This window comes from Cystobacter fuscus (assembly GCF_044360685.1).
In the GTDB taxonomy this organism is placed as follows: Bacteria; Myxococcota; Myxococcia; order Myxococcales; family Myxococcaceae; genus Cystobacter; species Cystobacter fuscus_C.
Window position 1 is genome coordinate 11,490,758 of the sequence record NZ_CP043491.1, and the last position, 16,920, is coordinate 11,507,677.

Below are 16,920 nucleotides of genomic sequence, written 5' to 3' on the forward strand. Positions count from 1 at the left end.
GTCGTGCCTGCCTCACGGTGGGGACGCGCTCGGCGCGTCTGGAGTGGGAGGCAGAGCAACTGAAACGCGCACGCCCCTCCAGCGACAATCGCGGGAGGGGCGCGGGAGCGTGGGCTGAGCGACAACCCCACGCGAGTCAGTGTCGGACCGTGGGCTTTAGGCTCAGCTCTTGTACTTCACCGAGCAGCCATAGGCCTCGGTGGTGGCCGAGGGCACGGGCTTGCCGGAGAGCAGCGCGTCCACGGCGCCCTTCACGTAGTTGGTGGGGGCGGCGTCCTTCTTGCTGCCGCGCGGGTCGTCGTCGATGGCGCCCTCGTAGCGCAGCACGCCCTGCGCATCGATGACGTACATGTGCGGCGTCGTCTTGGCGGCGTACTGCTTGCCCACCTGGCCGCTGGGGTCCTGGAGCACGGGATAGGTGAAGCCCTTCTCCTTCTTCCAGGCGGCGGACTTCTCGGGGGCGTTGGTGTTGGTGGAGTCCACCGCCAGCCACACCACCTTCTTGGCGTCATAGCCGCCGAACGTCTTCTGCATGGTGTTGGCGGTGTAGTGGCGCTGCACGAAGGGGCAGCCGGGGTTGGTCCACTCGAGGACGACGATCTTCCCCTTGTACTGCGCGAGCGAGTGCTCCTTGCCCGACTCGTCCTTGAGGGTGAAGGCGGGAGCGGGCTTGCCCACCTCGGCCGTGTCCGCGGCGAACGCCACCACGGGGGAGACCAGGGACAGGGAGAGGGCGACAGCGGAGAACAGATTTTTCATCGGTCAGCGCTCCTTCAGGTTGAGGGGAACTGCTTGGACAACTCGTTCAGGTGGCATCCGCCACGCGGCCCGCGGCGCGGCGCACGGAGTCGATGAGGGAGTCGGCGGTGAGCAGCTCGCTGAGCACCTCGGGCTTGCCCGGCGCGGAGGGGCTCACCAAGAGGTACATGGGGACGCCCGCGCGGCCGAACTCGGCGAGCTTCGCGCTGATGGCCGCGTCACGCCGCGTCCAGTCCGCCACGAAGAAGGCCACCTTGTGCTGGGCGAAGGCGGCGCGCACGTCCTCGCGCTGCAGCACGGTGCGCTCGTTGAACTTGCAGGTGAGGCACCAGTCGGCGGTGAAGTCGATGAAGACGGGCTGGCCGGCCGCGAGCGCCGCGGCCACCGCCTCCTCGCTCCACGCCTGCGCCGAGGCCTCCCGGGGCGCCGAGCCACGCAGCTCCTCGAAGCGCAGGAACCCGGCGCCGCCTCCGACGAGCAGCAGCACCACCGCCGCCACGCCCACCACCTTGCGCCCACCGGTGGAGTCCTGCAGCAGGCCGTAGATCCACGCGCCCAGCGCCACCACGGTGAGGAAGGCGAGCAGCCGCGCCATGCCGTCCACGCCCGCGAGCCCGCCCATCACCCACACGAGCCACACCGTGGTGGCCAGGAGCGCGAAGCCGAGCAGCTTCTTGCCGTGGTCCATCCACGGTCCGGGCTTGGGCAGGCGTTTGGCGAGCCCCGGCACGAGCACCAGCAGGCAGAAGGGGAGCGCGAGGCCCAGGCCCATGAAGAGGAAGGTGGCGAGGACGGTGACGGGCCCCTGCGCGAGCGCGAAGCCCACGGCGGTGCCGAGCAGCGGCGCCGAGCAGGGCGTGGCGAGCACCACGGCGAGCACACCCTCGCCCGCGCTGCGCGTCAGGCCGTGGCTCGAGTCCACCTTCTCCACGAGGGCGGTGCCGTCGGTGCCCACGTTGAAGACGCCGAAGAGGTTGAGACTGAAGGCCACGAGCACCGCGGCCACCGCGGCGACGAAGAGCGGCTCCTGGAACTGGAAGCCCCAGCCCACCCCGTGTCCGGCCGCGCGCAGGCCCAGTACCGCGAGCGCCAGCACCAGCAGCGAGCCCACGATGCCGCCCGTGTACGCGAGCGCGTGCGCGCCCACCCGGCCGCGCGACTCGCCCACCGTGCGGGTGAAGCCATAGGCCTTGAGCGCCAGCACCGGGAAGACGCACGGCATGAGGTTGAGCAGCGCGCCGCCGAGGAAGGCGAAGAGGAACACCAGGCCGAGCGACAGGTCCGCCGAGCCGGCGGCGGGCGCCACGGCCGGGGCGGTCGCCGTGGCCACTGCCTTGGGCGCCGCCGGGGAAGCCGGGGCTCCGGCCACCACGGGCGCGAGCGGCAGATCCAACGCCAGCGCGTGCGAGGGCGTGGCGGCGGGCCCCAGGCGCAGCACGCCCAGCAGCCGGGGGTGGCTCGGGGGCACCTTGAGGGAGGCCTTGCCCTCCACCTTGAAGGTACCGGGCTGGCCCTTCACCTCGGACAGGGCGAGCTGGGCGATGCCGGGGATGCGCTCGGGGACGAAGAAGTCCTTGTCCACCGTGGGCACCGGCGCGCCCTCGGCGCCCTTGAGCGTGAGGGTGCCCGTGAAGGGCTTGCCGGTGGTGAGCGTCTGCGAGTCGAGCGCGAGCGCCACCTGGTAGGGAGTGGACTCCGCCGGCACCGGCACGCGCGCGTGCGCCGCGTCGAAGGCCGGCACGTGCTCGGCGTCCTTCACGGTGGCCGGGCCCACGGGCACGTTGCGCGTGAGCATGAGCTGGGCGGGCAGACAGTTGATCTCACACACCAGCACGTCCGCCGCGGCCGACAGCTGCAGGAAGCCCTCGGCCTTGTCCGAGGCCCGGGCCTCGGCGGCCAGGAGCACCTCGCCCTCGTAGCCATAGGTGGTGATGAAGCCGTCATCGGTGCGCAGGGTGGAGGGCAGCGGCCACTGCAGGGGCCCCACGGTGCTGCCCGGCGTGTCCCAGACGATCTCCGAGGGCAGGCCCGACTCGCCGGGGTTCTTCCAGTAGACGTGCCAGCCCGGGTTCAGCTCGAAGCGCACGCCCACCCGGAACGTGTCCCCGGGCTTCACCTCGGTGACGTCCGTGAGCAGCGTGGCCTTCACCCGGGGCACGCCCTCGTCCAGGGCGCCCTGGCCCACCGCCGTGGCGGGAGGGGGCGCTCCCCACGCGCTGGAGGCGAGCGACAGCCCTCCCACACAGAAGACAAGTGCTCCCCAGCTTGAACGTCCTACCCGTGGCCGCGTCATGTGCCTCCCGTTAACCCACCGGCCTGCCCTGCGCCATCCTTCCCTTCGGCGAAGTGGCGCCCATCAACCCTTCGAGCGGACGGGCATTCCCGGTGGGTGGGCAGGCCCCTCAGCGCCCCGCCTTGCTGGGGGCGGGAAGGTGCTGCACGATACTCAATCCCGTGCGCGCGTCCTCGGCCCGGGCGCGGCGCACGAGCAGCGCCGGCAGCTCGGCGCCCTTGCGTTCCACCGCCCGCCGCAGGTCCACCAGCCGCTCCTCGTGCCGCTTGGGGGAGACCTCGTCCACGCCCAGCTCGAAGAGTTCACGCAGAGCGGACTCGGCCGTCAGCAGGGCCTGCTCGGCCGCGGGGGGATTGCGCCGCAGGAGCGCCTTCCACGAGGCGGACTCGGCCGCCACCAGGTCCAGCTCCACGCCCACCGCGCGGATGAGCCGGCCCTCGAGGCTGTCCGGCAGGGCGCGCTGCACGGGCACGGTGACGCGGCGCGTGTCCCCATTCTCCATCCACGTGGTGGTGACGCCGAGCGACCAGTCGGCCGACTCCAGGCGCCCGGTGAACAGGGCCCGGCGCGCGAAGGCATGCGACAGCGAGCCGAGCCCCACGCTCAGCGCATCCCCCTCCGAGCGCGCCGGGTAGCGGTGGCGGCATTGCAGCTCGGAGAAGCCCGTGGGGCGCACGAAGATGCGGCCATAGGTGCCCACCTCGCCGAAGAGCTCGGCCACCAGGGCCGCGGTGGCCAGGGGCAGCCCCTCCGCGTCGTCCACGTGGGTGAAGCCCGTGCCCGAGGGGCCGGTGAGCGCCTCCAGGATTTCCGGCAGGTAGTGCCGTCCGAGCCCCAGCGCGTGCAGGGTGATGCCGGACTCGGCCACCGTGGAGCCCAGCGTGCGGAACTCGGCGAGGGCGCGCGGGCCCACCGAGGGCTCGCCGTCGGTGAGCACCAGCATCTTGGGCCGCGCGCCCGGGACGAACAGCCGGCGGATGGCGGCGGCGCCGGAGTCCACCGCCTCGTGCAGCGCGGTGCCCTGCCCCGTCTTGAGCGCCGACAGACGCTCGGCGAGCTGGGCGCGGGCCTCCGAGTCCAGGATGCGCAGGGGCACGAGCTGCTCGGGCACGCCGTCGAAGGCGAGCAGGCCCAGGTAGTCCTTGGGCCCGGCGCGCTCGACGAGCAGCAGCGCGGCCTCCACCGCGGCGGCCATGGGCGCGCCCCGCATGGAAGCGCTGCGATCGATGACCAGGTTCACCGCCACGGGAGCGCGGGGAGCATCCGCCTCGGCCTCCACGGTCACGAGCAGGTGAACGTCCCGACCCTTCCCCCCGTCGCGCTCGACCGCCCAGGCCGTCAGCTTCATCGCGTCTTCCTCCGTACGCGGCACCCCCGGGCGCCTCGCGGGCCACCGCCCTCAGAGCCTCCCAGTATCACCCACCTCACCCCGCATGGGGAAACGTCCGGGAGTCGCGCCGGGCCTTCATCGCGCGAGGAGAAAGAAGACTTTCGGCGGAGGCCAGAGAAGAGGCGGGGGCTGCATGACGCTCCAGGAGCCATGGGCCTGGAACCCTCACGGCCCACCCGGGCCACCTTCCGCCGACCGGAGAGTCCGGCCGGATGCAACCGCCCCCACGCCGAAGCGCGACGTGGGGGGCGCGGCACTACTCGGCGTCGTAGCCGCCGTAGCTCTCGTCGGCACCCCACAGGTGGCCCGACGGTCCCACCTGGACCCGGCCCGTGGGATCCAGCTCTTCTTCTCCGCCTCCCAGCGTCACGTACTCCAGGCCCTCGTCGTCCAGGTACGTCCGATCGTCGTGCACCATGGCTCCTCCTCGGGGTGTCCGCCCGGCTCCACCGGTCATCCAGGGCCCACTCCATGTGGAGCCCCTTCCCAGCCATTGACCGATTTACTTTCCAGGTTGGGCATTACGCTCCGCGTTGTAAAGCCCTTGGGTACGCAATCAATCAGGGGAAATCCTGGCAGCGAACAGAGAGAGCGCTTTTCCGGGTGCTCGGAGAACAAGGAGGCGACTCTTGGGGAGGGGGGACGTTGGGCGCCCAACGCTCCGGAATCAGAGTGATGGGAGAAGCGCCCTGGGAGTGAAATCACCTCGGCCCCGTCCCGGACAGGTGCTTGATTCGGGAATCAACCTTGTTAGGGTGGGTTTTTCCCATGGTGCCGCAACGCGGCATCCGGACCTCCTCCCCGAGCGAATTCACGAGGTTCACCGAAACCGCCATGAGTCCCATCATCACAGGCCTGCTGCTCACCGTCGGAGTCTCCGTCTTCGTCATGACCATGGCCGGGCGCATTGGCGCCCTGCTGGCGATGAAGCCGGAGAACCGGTTGGATCGCCTTCCCCAGCGCGCGCTCGCGCTCCTGAAATTCGGCCTCGGACAGAAGCGCATGGTGGACCCGGAGGAGCGCACCGCGGGTCTCATGCACGTGTTCATCTTCGCGGCGTTCATGGTGCTGGCGCTGCGCACCATCATGATGTTCGTGATGGGCTTCTCCGAGACGGCGCTCGAGGTGCTCACCAACCTCCAGGCGCCGTTCTGGGCGGAGCACACGGGCCTCCTGCTCGTCTACAAGCTCTACCTGCTGGCCAAGGACGGAGTGGCGGCGCTGGCGGTGCTGGGCTCGGCCTACTTCGTGTGGCTGCGCGGCAGCGTGAAGCCGGACCGGCTCAGCCCCTCGTGGGAGGCGTTCCTCATCCTCGGCTTCATCACCGGCCTGATGGTGACGGAGTTCCTCTTCGGTGGCAGCCACATGGTGCCGCGCGAGCAGACGATGCCGCTGGCCACGGGCAACTTCGTGTGGTGGGAGCCCGTTACCAGCGTGTTCGGCATGGTGATGCGGCCCATGGGCTACCCGGTGGCGCACGCGCTGGGCCTGGCGGGCTTCTGGATCCACCTCGTCATCATCCTCGCGTTCCTCAACTTCCTGCCCGTGGGCAAGCACTTCCACGTCATCACCGGCCTGCCCAACGTCTTCTTCCAGCGCCTGGCGCCCAAGGACGATCCGCGCACGACCCAGAGCGCGAAGCTGTCCACGCCCAACCTGGAGAAGGAGGAGTTCGGCGCCGCGACCATCAAGGACCTCACGTGGAAGCAGGGCCTGGACCTGTACTCGTGCACCGAGTGCGGCCGCTGCCAGACGCACTGCCCCACGTACATCACCGGCAAGCCGCTCACGCACAAGGGCGTGAACCAGGACCTGAAGCACTGGGTGTGGGACCACCAGATGTGGGTGGAGGAGGGCCGGGGCCCGTCGGGCATCGTGGAGCCCCTGCCGGAGATGATCGGCAGCGCGCTGAAGGCGGAGACGGTGTGGGCGTGCACGAGCTGCGGCTGGTGCGAGACGGCGTGCCCGGTGTTCATCGAGAACGTGCCGCGGCTCATCGACATGCGCCGCTACCAGGTGCAGGTGAAGGCGGAGTTCCCGCCGGAGATCCAGCGCGTGTTCGAGGGCATGGAGCGCCAGGGCAACCCCTGGGGCCTGGGCCAGGACCGGCGCGACGAGTGGGCGGAGGACCTGGCGCTGCCGACCTGGGGTGATGGCGGCGGCCCGTACGAGTACCTCTTCTTCGTGGGGTGCGCGGGCAGCTACGACGACAAGCAGAAGAAGGTGAGCCGGGCGCTGGTGAAGATCCTGCGCGAGGCGGGGGTGAGCTTCGCCACGCTGAGCAAGCAGGAGATGTGCAACGGGGACTCGGCGCGCCGCATGGGCAACGAGTACCTGTACCAGACGCTGGCCAAGACGAACGTGGAGACGTGGAACTCCATGGGCGTGAAGGCGGTCATCACCCAGTGCCCGCACTGCTTCAACACCATCAAGAACGAGTACCCGGAGTTCGGCGGCGAGTACCAGGTCATCAACCACACGCAGCTCATCAACCAGCTGCTCAAGGAGAAGCGCATCAAGCTCTCCCAGGTGATGAACCAGAAGCTCACCTACCACGACCCCTGCTACCTGGGCCGGCACAACGGCGTGTACGACGCGCCGCGCGAGGTGCTCAACGCCATTCCGGGCCTGGAGGTGGTGGAGATGCAGCGCAGCAAGCGCGAGGGCTTCTGCTGCGGCGCGGGTGGCGGGCGCATGTGGATGGAGGAGCACATCGGCACGCGCATCAACCACAACCGCGTCAACGAGGTGGCCCTCACGCTCAAGCACGCCGAGGACCCGAGCACGCCGTACCCCGACGCCACGGACAAGAAGAAGCCGGGCATGGTGGGCGACTACAAGGAGCCGGGGGGCAAGGGCGTGGTGGCGGTGGCCTGCCCGTTCTGCTCGACGATGCTCAACGACGCGGTGAACGACACGGGCCGCGAGCAGAGCATCAAGGTGAAGGACATCACCGAGCTCGTCGCCGACGCCATGGAGGTCCGCCAGGGCGCGGGCACCGTGGCCCCGGGCAGCGCGGTGAGCGCCAAGCCGGAGTGAAGCGGGGCGCCGGGCCGAGGCCCGGCTGACCCTCGAGAGAAGGCCCGGGAGACCCCAAACCGTGGGTCCCCGGGCCTTCGTGCTTCCAGGGGACTACGTGCCGCCGTAGGAGGGCTCGAGGGCGCCCGGCACCAGGAGGGTGCCCGTGCCGGGGGTGGCGGTGCTGATGCGGTAGATGTTGTCGTTGCCGCCCGAGTTGGACAGGAACGTCACCTCGGTGTTGCCGCGCCAGCTCGGCCAGGTGTCCATCACGCCGAACTCCCCGGTGTGCTTGGTGAGCTGCGTCACGCCGGAGAGGTTCTGACTCCCGAGCTGGCCCACGAAGATCTGCGAGCCGTTGTTCGTCTGCCCATCGAAGGCCACGCGCGAGCCATCCGGGGACACCACGGCGCGCGACACCACCGACACCGCGCCCGTGTTCCCCAGGCTGCTGGTGATGACGTTGGAGGCGCCCGTCGTCACGTTCACGTTGAGCAGCGTGCTCAACTGGTTGGCGCCGAAGCCCGCCGCCACGAGCACGCTGCGGCCATCCGGGTAGAAGGACGCCGCGCCGTAGGAGTAGGTGCCACTGGCGAAGAGCTGGAAGCCCGTGCCGTCGATGTTCACCTTCGCCAGCGAGGAGGTGTTGTTCTTCGTCAGGGTGAAGACGATCGTCTCCCCGGTGGGGCTGATCGTGGGGTAGCGGAAGTTGGCGCAGTTCGAGCAGGAGGCGCTCGTGTTGGAGAAGACCGTGGAGGCCTGACCCGTGCCCGTGGTGGGCACCCGGCGAATCTCCCAGGTCGAGCCCGCGCGGTACACGAACACCGCGACCAGACCGCTGCGCGACACGGTGGGCTCGTAGGCCCCTCCCTCGGTGGTCAGCCGCAGCGGCGAGTTGGCGTCGCCATCCTCATCCACCGCGTACACGTTGCGGCCCCCCGTGCCGTTGCGCACGAAGACGAAGCCACTGCTGAAGGCCCCGCCACCGCCACCACCGCCGCCCCCGAAATCGATATCCAGCGGCTCGCACGCCGCCGCCAGCCCGGCCACCGCGGCCAGTCCAAGAATCCGTACCAACGCCTTCATTCGCCATGCTCCCGTGTCGTCCGGCCCGAGCACGGCGCTCCACGGGATGCCCGGGAACGCTCGCGCGCGCGAGGGACGCCCCCCGCGCGCCGCGCATTCAATCACGGACGACCCGGACGGGCGCGACGCGGGTCAGCGGGAGATCTTATTGAACTCGTTGCGGCAGTTGTTGCAGGGCGACATGTGCTTGCGGTCGCAGTCCTGGGGCGTCTGGGCGAAGAACATCACGCACCGCGCGTCCTCGCAGTAGGACAGCCCCAAGAGGTGCCCCGCCAGGTGGATGGCCTCCACCTGCACGCGGCGCTTGAGCTGCTCGCCCTCGACGCCCTGGCGCAGCCGCGACACGCTCAACACCGCGCTCTTCGATTCCCGGTCCGCCTCGCCCAGCACGAAGGGCGAGTCCGGCACGAACAGGTCCACGTCCGTGACGCCCATCACCATGGCGTGGCCGGGCTCCATCAACGTCACCAGCCGCCGCATGATGGCGTTGCAGTGGTACTGCGCCCGGTCCTTGTTGAAGGCGTAGGTAGGCGTGGACAAGGCCGTCTTGCCCACGATGACCCGCAGACCCAGTTGCAACGCGAGGGGCTCCTCCAAGTCCCGCAGGAGTACCGGTGGCGGATTGCCCACTGGCACCAGCAGGAGGGCCTTCTGCGGCATCGCCATCTGCTCACCGTCCTTGAGGCTCAGGGGAGCGCGGCGGGCTGCGCCACCCGGATTGGGAACAAGGGTGACTGGGGCGCAAGGATTCGAACCTTGATAATCAGATTCAAAGTCTGACGTCCTGCCATTAGACGACGCCCCAGCAAGATCGCATCACTACAGCTCGCCATCGGATTGTAGGCCATCCAGTCCCATCCGGAAACAAATCTCTCGCGGGGTTGACTGAATGACAGCGGGGGGGCCGGACGGGTAGGAGGTTGGCACCCCGCCCCTTACGTCCTCCCGAGGAGCCCCCCCACCCCATGAAGCCCGGCATCTATCTGGCCCATAAACCGGTGGGCGTCACCAGTTTTTCCCTCGTGCGGGCCTTCATGGAGGAAGTGGAGGCCGCGGGCCTCACGCGCAAGCAGCTCCCCGTGTGCCACGGGGGCACGCTGGACCCCTTCGCCGAGGGGCTGCTGCTGCTGCTCGCCGGCCCCGCCACCCACCTCATGGACGGGCTGCACGCGCTCCCCAAGACGTACGAGGCCGAGGTCGTCTGGGGCGTGGAGACGGACACCGGGGACGGGCTCGGCCAGCCCACCCCGCCCGGCTCCACCGCCCACCTCACCCCCGCCGCCCTGGATGCCGCGCTCGCTCCCTTCCTCGGGTGGACGAACCAGGTGCCGCCCGCCACCAGCGCCAAGAAGGTGGGCGGCGAGCCCGCCTACAAGAAGGCCCACCGGGGCGAGGCCGTGGAGCTGCCCCCCTCGCGCGTCTACCTGCACGAGGCGCGCTGGCTCGCGCATGAGCTGCCCCACCGCAGCCACCTGCGCCTCACCTGCCGCGGGGGCTACTACGTGCGGGCGCTGGCGCGCGACCTCGGCCGGGCGCTCGGGTGTGGCGCGCACCTGTCCCGGCTGCGCCGGACCGCCCTCGGCCCCTGGGAGGATCCCGGCCCGAACGGCCGCGTCGCCCTGCACGGCCCGGCGCTCCTGCCCTGGTACCCCTCGCGCGCCATCGCCGGCGACGAAATCAACGCCCTCAAGCACGGGCGCACCCTCCCCCGGGGCGAGCTCCGACCTCCCGAGTGGTCCCTCCCCCCGGGCTTCCCGCCGCCCGAGCCGCTCGTGCGGGCCCTGCAACGCGGGCGCCTCGTCGCGCTGCTGCGCGAACAGGACGGCGCCCTCCAGGTGCACACCCACCTGTGGGCCGGCCTCTGACGCTCACGCAGCGGGCGGCTCGCTCGAGAGCAGGGCCTCGGCCTGACGCGCGAGCCCCACGCACCCCAGCGCCGCGAAGCCCTCCCGCGCCTGACGCAGACTGCTCTCCCGCTCCGGTGAGCCCAGCGCCAGGATGCGTCCCAGCTCCAGCCAGGCGAGCGCCTCGTCCAGGGGCATGCCCAGCTCCCGCGCCCGCCGCGCGCTGCGCTTCAACGCCCAACGCGCCCGCCACGCGCGGCCCGCCAGCCAGTGCATCCGCCCCTCGCACCGCAGCGCCATGGGCCGCGCCAGGGGGAAGCGGTTCGAGAACAACGACAGCCGCTCGCACGCCGCCCGCGCCTCCGCCGCCTCCGCCGGGGCGGGCTCGCCCGGCACCCGCTCGCGCTCCCACAACGTCAGGTACACGCGCGCCGCGCCCTCATAACCGTGGCCTTCGGTGAAGAGCATCGGCGGATAGCGCCGCGCGAGCGCCATCACCCGATCCGCCTCGTCCCGCGCCACCTCCCACTCGCCCCGCTCCAACGCGGACACCGCCAGCAGCCCCCGGGTGATGATGTGCGAGAGCGGATCATGCTTGCCCTCGAGCAGCGCCGCCGACTCGCGCAACAGCGCCCGGGCCTCGTCTCCCCGGTCCAGCACGAGCAGGCTGCGCGCCATGGTGTACATGCTCCACACCATGTGCTGGAAATGCCCCCGCTTGCGCGCCGTCTCGCGCAGGCGCGCGAAGCGCTCCAGGGCCTGCTCGAAGTGCCCCGTGAAGAAGTCCACGTGCCCGAGCAGCACCTCCGTCAGCTCGAACTCGCCCTGGTTGCCCAGCAGCAACAGCGTCCCCTGTGCCTCGCTCGCCTTGAGCGCGGCGCGCGGCCAGCGCGCGAAGCTCGCGTGGAACATCGACTCGGAGATGAGGCCGAAGGCCATGGCGCTCGGGTCATCCAGCGCCCGATCCTCCTGCTGGGCCCGGCGGAAGTACGAGCGCGCCAGCGCATCCAGCCGCGCGAAGCCCGCGATGGAGCCGAGCTGCCCGTACAACCGCAGCACCTTCTCGTCCCGCCCCGCGCGCTCGGCCAGGTTGGTGGACAAGAGCGCCGTGGCCATCATCCGGAACGCGTCGTAGCGCCAGTAGTAGCACTCGGCGAGCCGCAACGCGGAGAGCGCCGCGTCCCCCATCCGCTCACGCACCTGCCGGTCCTCCACCCGCCGCCAGCGCTGGGGCACCAGCAGGTGCAGCACCTGCCGCGCCGCCTGCGCCAACAGGAAGCGCCCCCACCCCTTTTCCGTGGTCGGCAACGGCTCGCCCAGCTCCGCCAGCGAGCGCTCGCAGTGGACGATGCAGCCATCGAAGTCGGACAGGCCGTGCAGGGCCTCGGCCAGCAGCCGCTCCCAGCGCGCGCGCCTCACCGCGTCCAGGCGCACGCCCCGGTCCCGCCCGCGCCGCACCTCCAGCTCCAACGCCCGGTTCAGGTAGCCACACGCCTCGGCGTTCGAGCCCGCCGCGAGCGCGTGCCGGGCCGCCTTCTCCAGGTACTCGAACGTCCACACGTCGTCCTGGGCCTGCTCCCAGTGGTGCGCCAGCACGGGGTAGAGCGCGGGCGGCACCCCGCCCCACACGTCCTGCGCCTCCAGCGCGAGCGCCGCCGCGCGGTGCAGCGCACGCCCCCGCTCGGGCGAGATGCCCTCGTAGGCGAACTCGCGCAGCTTGTCGTGCACGAAGCGCAGCCGTCCGGTGCCCGCGTCCTCCAGCACGTGCCGCGCGCGCAGCTCCTCCAGCGCCTCCAGCTCCTGCAGGTCCTCCAGTCCCGCCGCCGCCGCCAGCATGTCCGAGTCCAGCTCGCGGCCGAGCACCGCCGCCACCTCCAACAGCCTGCGCGCCTCGGTGCCCAGGCCATCCAGGCGCCGGCACACCAGGTCATGCAGAGAGCCCGGCAGGGGCAGCGCCTCGTGCAGCCGCTCCAGCGCGTCGTCCCGGGCGGCCACCTGCCACTGGCCCAGGGAGTCGCGATACAAGAGCCGCTCGTCGATCGCCGTGCGCAGGTACTCCGCCACGAAGAAGGGATTGCCCGCCGAGCGCGTGGTGAGGAAGTGCACGAAGGAGGCCGGCGGCGAGGCCATCGACAGCATGTCCTCCACCATGCACGCCACCACCGGAGCGTCGAACTGGCCCAGCACCCGGTGCTCCACCCCCGGCGAGTCGATCAACGCGCGCAGCGCCGTGCCCAGCTCCTCCGTGCGGTAGGTGCCCATCACCATCATGGACGCCCCCCGCAGGAAGCCCTCGCGCAGGAAGTCCAGTGCACCCAGCGACAGCTCATCGGCCCACTGCAGGTCGTCCATCACCAGCAGCACGGGCTCCTTCTCGCAGAAGGCGGCGAGCGTCTCGGCGAGGCAGCGCATGAGGCGCTCGCGCGCGGCCTGGGGTGGCAGCCGCGGGGGCTCGGCCCATGCGTCCTGCCCGGGCAGCTCCGCCAGCGAGGGCTCATAGAGGGCGAGCACCTTGCCCCGCTCGCCCAGCAGGTGCTCCGTCTCGTGCAGCCCCCGTTGCCGGCACTCGTCGGCGATGGCCTGGAGCACGGGCTTGAAGGCATGCAACGGCTCGCCATGGCGCGACTCGCCCCCCGCTCCACCCGACAGCGGAAGACAGCCACCGGTGACGACCCGGAAGGCGCGCCGGCTGGCGATCATCGCGCACTCCATCACCAGCCGCGTCTTGCCCGCGCCGCTCTCCCCGCCGATGAACAGACACCCGCCCCGCTGCTCCCGGGCCCGCTCCAGCCGGGCCTCCAACTCCTCGAGCAGCCCGAGACGGCCCACGAACTCCGGCCGGTACAGGTAGGGCCGGGGGGCTGGCGGAGCATCCTCGGTCAGCGCCCCGGAGCACAGCCCGGTGAGCACCGCGCCCACGTCCGCCACGTAGCCGATGCGCTCGCGCGGCACCTTCGCCAGCATGCGCAACACCAGCCCATCCAGCTCCGGCGGCACCCCGTGCACCCAGCGCGAGGGCGCGTGGGGCGCCTCCTTCAGGTGCCGCCGCAGCACCTCCCAGCCCAGGCCGGAGAAGGGCGGCTGGCCCACCACCAGCTCATACAGGATGCAGCCGAGTGAATAGAGATCCGCCCGCGCGTCCACCAGCCCGCCCTTGATCTGCTCGGGGGCCATGTAGACATAGGAGCCCTCCATGCTGCCGGACACCTCGAGCGACTCGCGGCTGAGCGGTCCACCGAAGTTGGAGGCCAGGCCGAAATCCACCAGCACCGGCGTGCCATCCGGACGGATGACCACGTTGTCCGGCTTGAGATCCCGGTGCACGAGCCCCTCGCCATGAAGGAAGGCGAGCGAGGAGCACAGGCGGCGTACCAGGAGGAGCACGTCGTCCAGACGCCCCTGGGCGGCGGGCCGCCGCTGATCCTCCGGGGGCGGCCCGTAGGCCTGGAACACCATCCGCCCTTCCCCGGGCGTCAGGGGCGTGGGGGCGGAGACGGCCTGGGTGATGACCTCCTGGGTGATGCGCGCATCACGCCGCCACAGCGCGTCGATGAAGCGGCGCAGGGTCATGCCCTCCAGCAGCTCCATCGCGTACCAGGGCAGCCCGTCCTGCACGCCCTCGGCGAGCACGCGCACCACGCCCGGGTGCTGGATGCGGCGCAGCGCGTGGATCTCCCGGCGGATGCCCCGGAGCATCGCCACCTCGGGCACGCGCACCGTCTTGAGCGCCACCAGCTCGCCCGTCTTCTCGTGACGGGCGCGATACACCACGCCCATGCCTCCCGCGCTCAGCCTGCCCTGAAGGCAATAGGGACCGATCCTCCCCTGCTCTTCGTCCTGCTGGTGGAGCGCCGCGGCCGACATGGTAGGGGCAAGACTCGCACGGTTCGCTCCAGGGCACCAAGAACGCGTCCCCCGGCGGAACCGCCCGTCCGGTTGGCTGCCCCGGAGGGCGATTGACCACAGGACGCGAAAAGTCGTCTCGACGCCCCGCGTGACCCTTCCGTCACGCACCGAGCCACGAAATGTCACCGGGCGGGTACGGGACCGAAACATGCCCTCGCTATACGACGCTCGACATGTTCGAGACCTTCGATAGCGCCACCGATGTGCAGTCCGCCCGCCGGTTCGCGCTCTCCACCGTGACATCCCTGGGTGTGTGTGCCCTGCTCGGCATCGCCGCGGTGACGGTGGGCTCCCAGGTCAAGGAAGTCCTCAAGGAGAAGAAGGTGGATGTGGTGTTCCGCCCCCCGCCGCCTCCTCCGGTGGTCGCCGAGGTGAAGCCGCCTCCGCCGCCGCCTCCTCCTCCCCCCAAGCCGAAGGCCAAGCCCCCGCCTCCTCCGCCGACCGTCGCCGCGCCCGCCGCGATGCTCGCGCCCAAGGAGATTCCCCAGGAGAAGCCCCCCGAGGCCGATGCCGCCAACGCCGTGGCCGCCGCGCCCATCGCCGTGGGGGGTACGGGCTCGCTCGTCGCCGGAGCCATCGTCACGGGCATGGACAGCGCGGGCGTGGCCGGCTCCGGTGGCACGCGCCGCCCCGCTCCCATCAACCTGCCCGAGTCCGCCACGCCTCCGCGCGAGCTGGACTCCAACATCTCCCCCGAGTTCCCCGCCGACATGCGCGCCAGGGGACAGGAGGGCCTGGTCATCCTGAAGATCGTCGTCGAGGAGGACGGCCGGGTGAGCGCCGTCAAGGTGATGCGCGGAGAGGAGCCCTTCGTGGGCGCCGCCGTCGCCGCGGTGAAGACGTGGCGCTACTCGCCCGCGCTCGTCGCCGGCCAGCCCACCGCCGTGTTCCGCATCGTGAAGATTCCCTTCCGTCTCAAGTAGCGCCCGCAGCGCCAGTACCCGCCGTTTCCACGCCGGAGCCCCCGAGATGAACTTCAATCTGGTCGACATCTACCACCACATGGGCCTGTTCGCCCGGTGCATCGCCTACACGCTGGTCGCCTTCGCGCTCGCCTCGCTCATCGTGTTCTTCGAGCGGCTCTTCTTCCTCTTCCGCACCAAGGGCGCGGACCGCAAGTTCATCTCCAAGGGTGGCCGGCTGCTCGAGTCGCAGCAGCACGAGGCCTTCGTCGTCGAGGCCTCCAAGGCGCGCGCCAGCAGCCTGGCGAAGCTGCTGGGTGGCGGGGTGAAGACGTACCTGGTGCGCAAGGATGCTCCCCAGGGCAACCTCGGCGCGGTGGAGCTCACCCGGCGCGAGCTGGAGCGCATCTACGAGCGCGTGGGCGCGGACGTGCGCCGCGGCATGAGCGTGCTCGCCTCGGTGGGCTCGGTGGCCCCGTTCGTCGGACTGCTCGGCACGGTGGTGGGCATCATCGAGTCCTTCGCCGGCATCGCCAAGACGGGCTCGGGCGGCCTCGGCGCGGTGTCCGCGGGCATCTCCGAGGCGCTCGTCGTCACGGCGCTCGGCCTGCTGGTGGCCATCCCCGCGGTGCTCATGTTCAACCTGCTGTCCACCCGCGCCGACGCGCTCGTGCTGTCGCTGGACCTGGCGCGCCGCGAGTTCATGGATCACCTGGAGGACATGCACTCCATGGGCGGCGCTCCCGCCGCTCGGGGCGAGGGCGCCCTGGCCCTGGACGTGGAGCGCGCGGCTCGCCGGGAGGGTCACGATGTCCGCCCGGCGTAAGGGCGCCGGGCTCGTGCCCGAGATGAACGTGACGCCCCTGGTGGACGTGGTGCTCGTCCTCCTCATCATCTTCATGGTCGTCACTCCCCAGCTCGAGGCTGGCGCGGCGGTGGACCTGCCCGCTGCGGCCAACGTGGACAAGGGCGAGGAGAACTCGCTGACGCCCACCACGGTGAGCCTCACCGCCCAGGGCGCGCTCTTCATCGACAAACACGAAGTGCCGCGCGCCCAGCTCGTCGAGAAGCTGCGCGGCGTGTTCGAGAAGGATCCCCAGGCGCGCGTGGTGCTCAAGGCCGACCGCGCCGTGCGCTACGCCGAGGTGCGCAACGTCTTCAAGACGCTGCAGGACGCGGGCTTCCCCGGCATCTCGCTGCAGGTCATCGACCTCAAGAAATAGGGACCAACTGTCATGGCTTTCGACCTCGGTGGTGGCAAGGGCGGCATCCGCCCCGCCATGAACGTGACGCCCCTGGTGGACGTGGTGCTCGTGCTCCTCATCATCTTCATGGTCGTCACCCCGCTGATGACCAAGCAGATGTCCCTGGACGTGCCCGGCAAGTCGGACGAGAAGATCGAGACGCCGCCTCCTCCGGGCGCGCTGCCTCCGCTGGTGCTCACGCTCTCCAAGAGTGGCGCGCTGCGCATCAACCGCGATGAGGTTCCGCGCGACCAGCTCGTCACCCGGCTGCAGCGCATGCTCAACGCCCGTCCGGACAAGATCGTCTTCTTCGACGCGGAGAACGACGTGCCCTACGGCAGCGCCATGGATGTGTTGGACCTCGCACGCGGCGGCAACATCACCGTCGCCGTTGCCCCGGACGCCGTCGCGGAGCCCAGCGCTCCGTGACCTGAAGTTCAACTCCGCTTCGCTCCCCTTTCACTTTCCCTTCCTCTGG

The 16,920-nt window shown here is 70.7% G+C and carries 13 protein-coding genes and 1 tRNA gene; 6 read left to right on the forward strand and 8 right to left on the reverse strand.

Annotation, left to right across the window (positions count from 1 at the left end):
- Positions 1 to 162: 162 nt before the first annotated feature.
- The 4 genes from F0U63_RS47045 to F0U63_RS47060 all read right to left on the reverse strand — a co-directional run bounded on the left by F0U63_RS47045 (position 163) and on the right by F0U63_RS47060 (position 4,860).
- A complete protein-coding gene (locus tag F0U63_RS47045; protein WP_395841747.1) occupies positions 163 to 759 on the reverse strand; it encodes a thioredoxin family protein in 597 nt (198 codons plus the stop codon).
- A gap of 46 nt (positions 760 to 805) precedes the next feature.
- Entirely contained in the window at positions 806 to 3,052 is a 2,247-nt protein-coding gene (locus F0U63_RS47050; RefSeq protein WP_395841749.1) for a protein-disulfide reductase DsbD family protein, read from the reverse strand.
- 109 nt (positions 3,053 to 3,161) lie between these two features.
- Positions 3,162 to 4,400, reverse strand: coding sequence for a VWA domain-containing protein (locus F0U63_RS47055; RefSeq protein ID WP_395841751.1), 1,239 nt, complete (start codon positions 4,398 to 4,400; stop codon positions 3,162 to 3,164).
- Positions 4,401 to 4,698: 298 nt separating this feature from the next.
- Positions 4,699 to 4,860 carry a hypothetical protein gene (locus F0U63_RS47060; RefSeq protein WP_002627733.1) on the reverse strand — a complete coding sequence of 54 codons (162 nt, stop codon included), beginning with the start codon at positions 4,858 to 4,860 and terminating at the stop codon, positions 4,699 to 4,701.
- A 416-nt stretch (positions 4,861 to 5,276) separates the two neighbouring features.
- Between F0U63_RS47060 and F0U63_RS47065 the strand changes: the two genes are divergently transcribed.
- Positions 5,277 to 7,481, forward strand: coding sequence for a (Fe-S)-binding protein (locus F0U63_RS47065; protein ID WP_395841753.1), 2,205 nt, complete (start codon positions 5,277 to 5,279; stop codon positions 7,479 to 7,481).
- A 93-nt stretch (positions 7,482 to 7,574) separates the two neighbouring features.
- On the opposite strand, the gene F0U63_RS47070 is transcribed toward F0U63_RS47065, so the two are convergent.
- The 3 genes from F0U63_RS47070 to F0U63_RS47080 form a co-directional block, all read right to left on the reverse strand.
- Positions 7,575 to 8,546, reverse strand: a complete 972-nt coding sequence (locus F0U63_RS47070) for a TolB family protein (protein WP_395841755.1) — start codon at positions 8,544 to 8,546, stop codon at positions 7,575 to 7,577.
- Positions 8,547 to 8,678: 132 nt separating this feature from the next.
- A complete protein-coding gene (locus tag F0U63_RS47075) occupies positions 8,679 to 9,206 on the reverse strand; it encodes a non-proteolytic archaemetzincin-like protein (RefSeq protein ID WP_395848533.1) in 528 nt (175 codons plus the stop codon).
- 74 nt (positions 9,207 to 9,280) lie between these two features.
- Positions 9,281 to 9,351, reverse strand: a tRNA-Gln gene (locus tag F0U63_RS47080).
- A gap of 160 nt (positions 9,352 to 9,511) precedes the next feature.
- On the opposite strand from F0U63_RS47080, the gene truB reads away from it, so the two are divergent.
- Complete coding sequence (truB, locus tag F0U63_RS47085; RefSeq protein ID WP_395841757.1) at positions 9,512 to 10,411, forward strand: tRNA pseudouridine(55) synthase TruB; 900 nt, start codon at positions 9,512 to 9,514, stop codon at positions 10,409 to 10,411.
- Between the two features lie 3 nt (positions 10,412 to 10,414).
- On the opposite strand, the gene F0U63_RS47090 is transcribed toward truB, so the two are convergent.
- On the reverse strand, positions 10,415 to 14,254 hold the full coding sequence (locus F0U63_RS47090) for a serine/threonine-protein kinase PknK (RefSeq protein WP_395841759.1): 3,840 nt from the start codon (positions 14,252 to 14,254) through the stop codon (positions 10,415 to 10,417).
- 215 nt (positions 14,255 to 14,469) lie between these two features.
- On the opposite strand from F0U63_RS47090, the gene F0U63_RS47095 reads away from it, so the two are divergent.
- Genes F0U63_RS47095 through F0U63_RS47110 form a run of 4 tightly spaced genes read left to right on the forward strand, consistent with a single transcriptional unit; the run spans position 14,470 to position 16,871 of the window.
- Positions 14,470 to 15,219, forward strand: coding sequence for an energy transducer TonB (locus F0U63_RS47095; protein WP_395841761.1), 750 nt, complete (start codon positions 14,470 to 14,472; stop codon positions 15,217 to 15,219).
- Positions 15,220 to 15,265: 46 nt separating this feature from the next.
- Positions 15,266 to 16,024, forward strand: coding sequence for a MotA/TolQ/ExbB proton channel family protein (locus F0U63_RS47100; RefSeq protein ID WP_395841763.1), 759 nt, complete (start codon positions 15,266 to 15,268; stop codon positions 16,022 to 16,024).
- Positions 16,008 to 16,421 (forward strand): ExbD/TolR family protein, encoded by a 414-nt coding sequence (locus F0U63_RS47105; RefSeq protein WP_395841765.1) that lies wholly within the window; start codon positions 16,008 to 16,010, stop codon positions 16,419 to 16,421. Before F0U63_RS47100 ends, F0U63_RS47105 begins: the two co-directional genes overlap by 17 nt.
- Positions 16,422 to 16,433: 12 nt before the next feature.
- Positions 16,434 to 16,871: a biopolymer transporter ExbD gene (locus F0U63_RS47110; RefSeq protein WP_002627743.1), complete on the forward strand. Its 438-nt coding sequence runs from the start codon at positions 16,434 to 16,436 to the stop codon at positions 16,869 to 16,871.
- Positions 16,872 to 16,920 lie beyond the last annotated feature (49 nt).

Excerpts from the sequence above, each read along its gene's own strand:
- F0U63_RS47045 (WP_395841747.1), bottom strand. The coding sequence starts at position 759 with ATGAAAAATCTGTTCTCCGCTGTCGCCCTCTCCCTGTCCCTGGTCTCC.
- F0U63_RS47050 (WP_395841749.1), bottom strand. The coding sequence starts at position 3,052 with ATGACGCGGCCACGGGTAGGACGTTCAAGCTGGGGAGCACTTGTCTTC.
- F0U63_RS47055 (WP_395841751.1), bottom strand. The coding sequence starts at position 4,400 with ATGAAGCTGACGGCCTGGGCGGTCGAGCGCGACGGGGGGAAGGGTCGG.
- F0U63_RS47060 (WP_002627733.1), bottom strand. The coding sequence starts at position 4,860 with ATGGTGCACGACGATCGGACGTACCTGGACGACGAGGGCCTGGAGTAC.
- F0U63_RS47065 (WP_395841753.1), top strand. The coding sequence starts at position 5,277 with ATGAGTCCCATCATCACAGGCCTGCTGCTCACCGTCGGAGTCTCCGTC.
- F0U63_RS47070 (WP_395841755.1), bottom strand. The coding sequence starts at position 8,546 with ATGAAGGCGTTGGTACGGATTCTTGGACTGGCCGCGGTGGCCGGGCTG.
- F0U63_RS47075 (WP_395848533.1), bottom strand. The coding sequence starts at position 9,206 with ATGCCGCAGAAGGCCCTCCTGCTGGTGCCAGTGGGCAATCCGCCACCG.
- truB (WP_395841757.1), top strand. The coding sequence starts at position 9,512 with ATGAAGCCCGGCATCTATCTGGCCCATAAACCGGTGGGCGTCACCAGT.
- F0U63_RS47090 (WP_395841759.1), bottom strand. The coding sequence starts at position 14,254 with ATGTCGGCCGCGGCGCTCCACCAGCAGGACGAAGAGCAGGGGAGGATC.
- F0U63_RS47095 (WP_395841761.1), top strand. The coding sequence starts at position 14,470 with ATGTTCGAGACCTTCGATAGCGCCACCGATGTGCAGTCCGCCCGCCGG.
- F0U63_RS47100 (WP_395841763.1), top strand. The coding sequence starts at position 15,266 with ATGAACTTCAATCTGGTCGACATCTACCACCACATGGGCCTGTTCGCC.
- F0U63_RS47105 (WP_395841765.1), top strand. The coding sequence starts at position 16,008 with ATGTCCGCCCGGCGTAAGGGCGCCGGGCTCGTGCCCGAGATGAACGTG.
- F0U63_RS47110 (WP_002627743.1), top strand. The coding sequence starts at position 16,434 with ATGGCTTTCGACCTCGGTGGTGGCAAGGGCGGCATCCGCCCCGCCATG.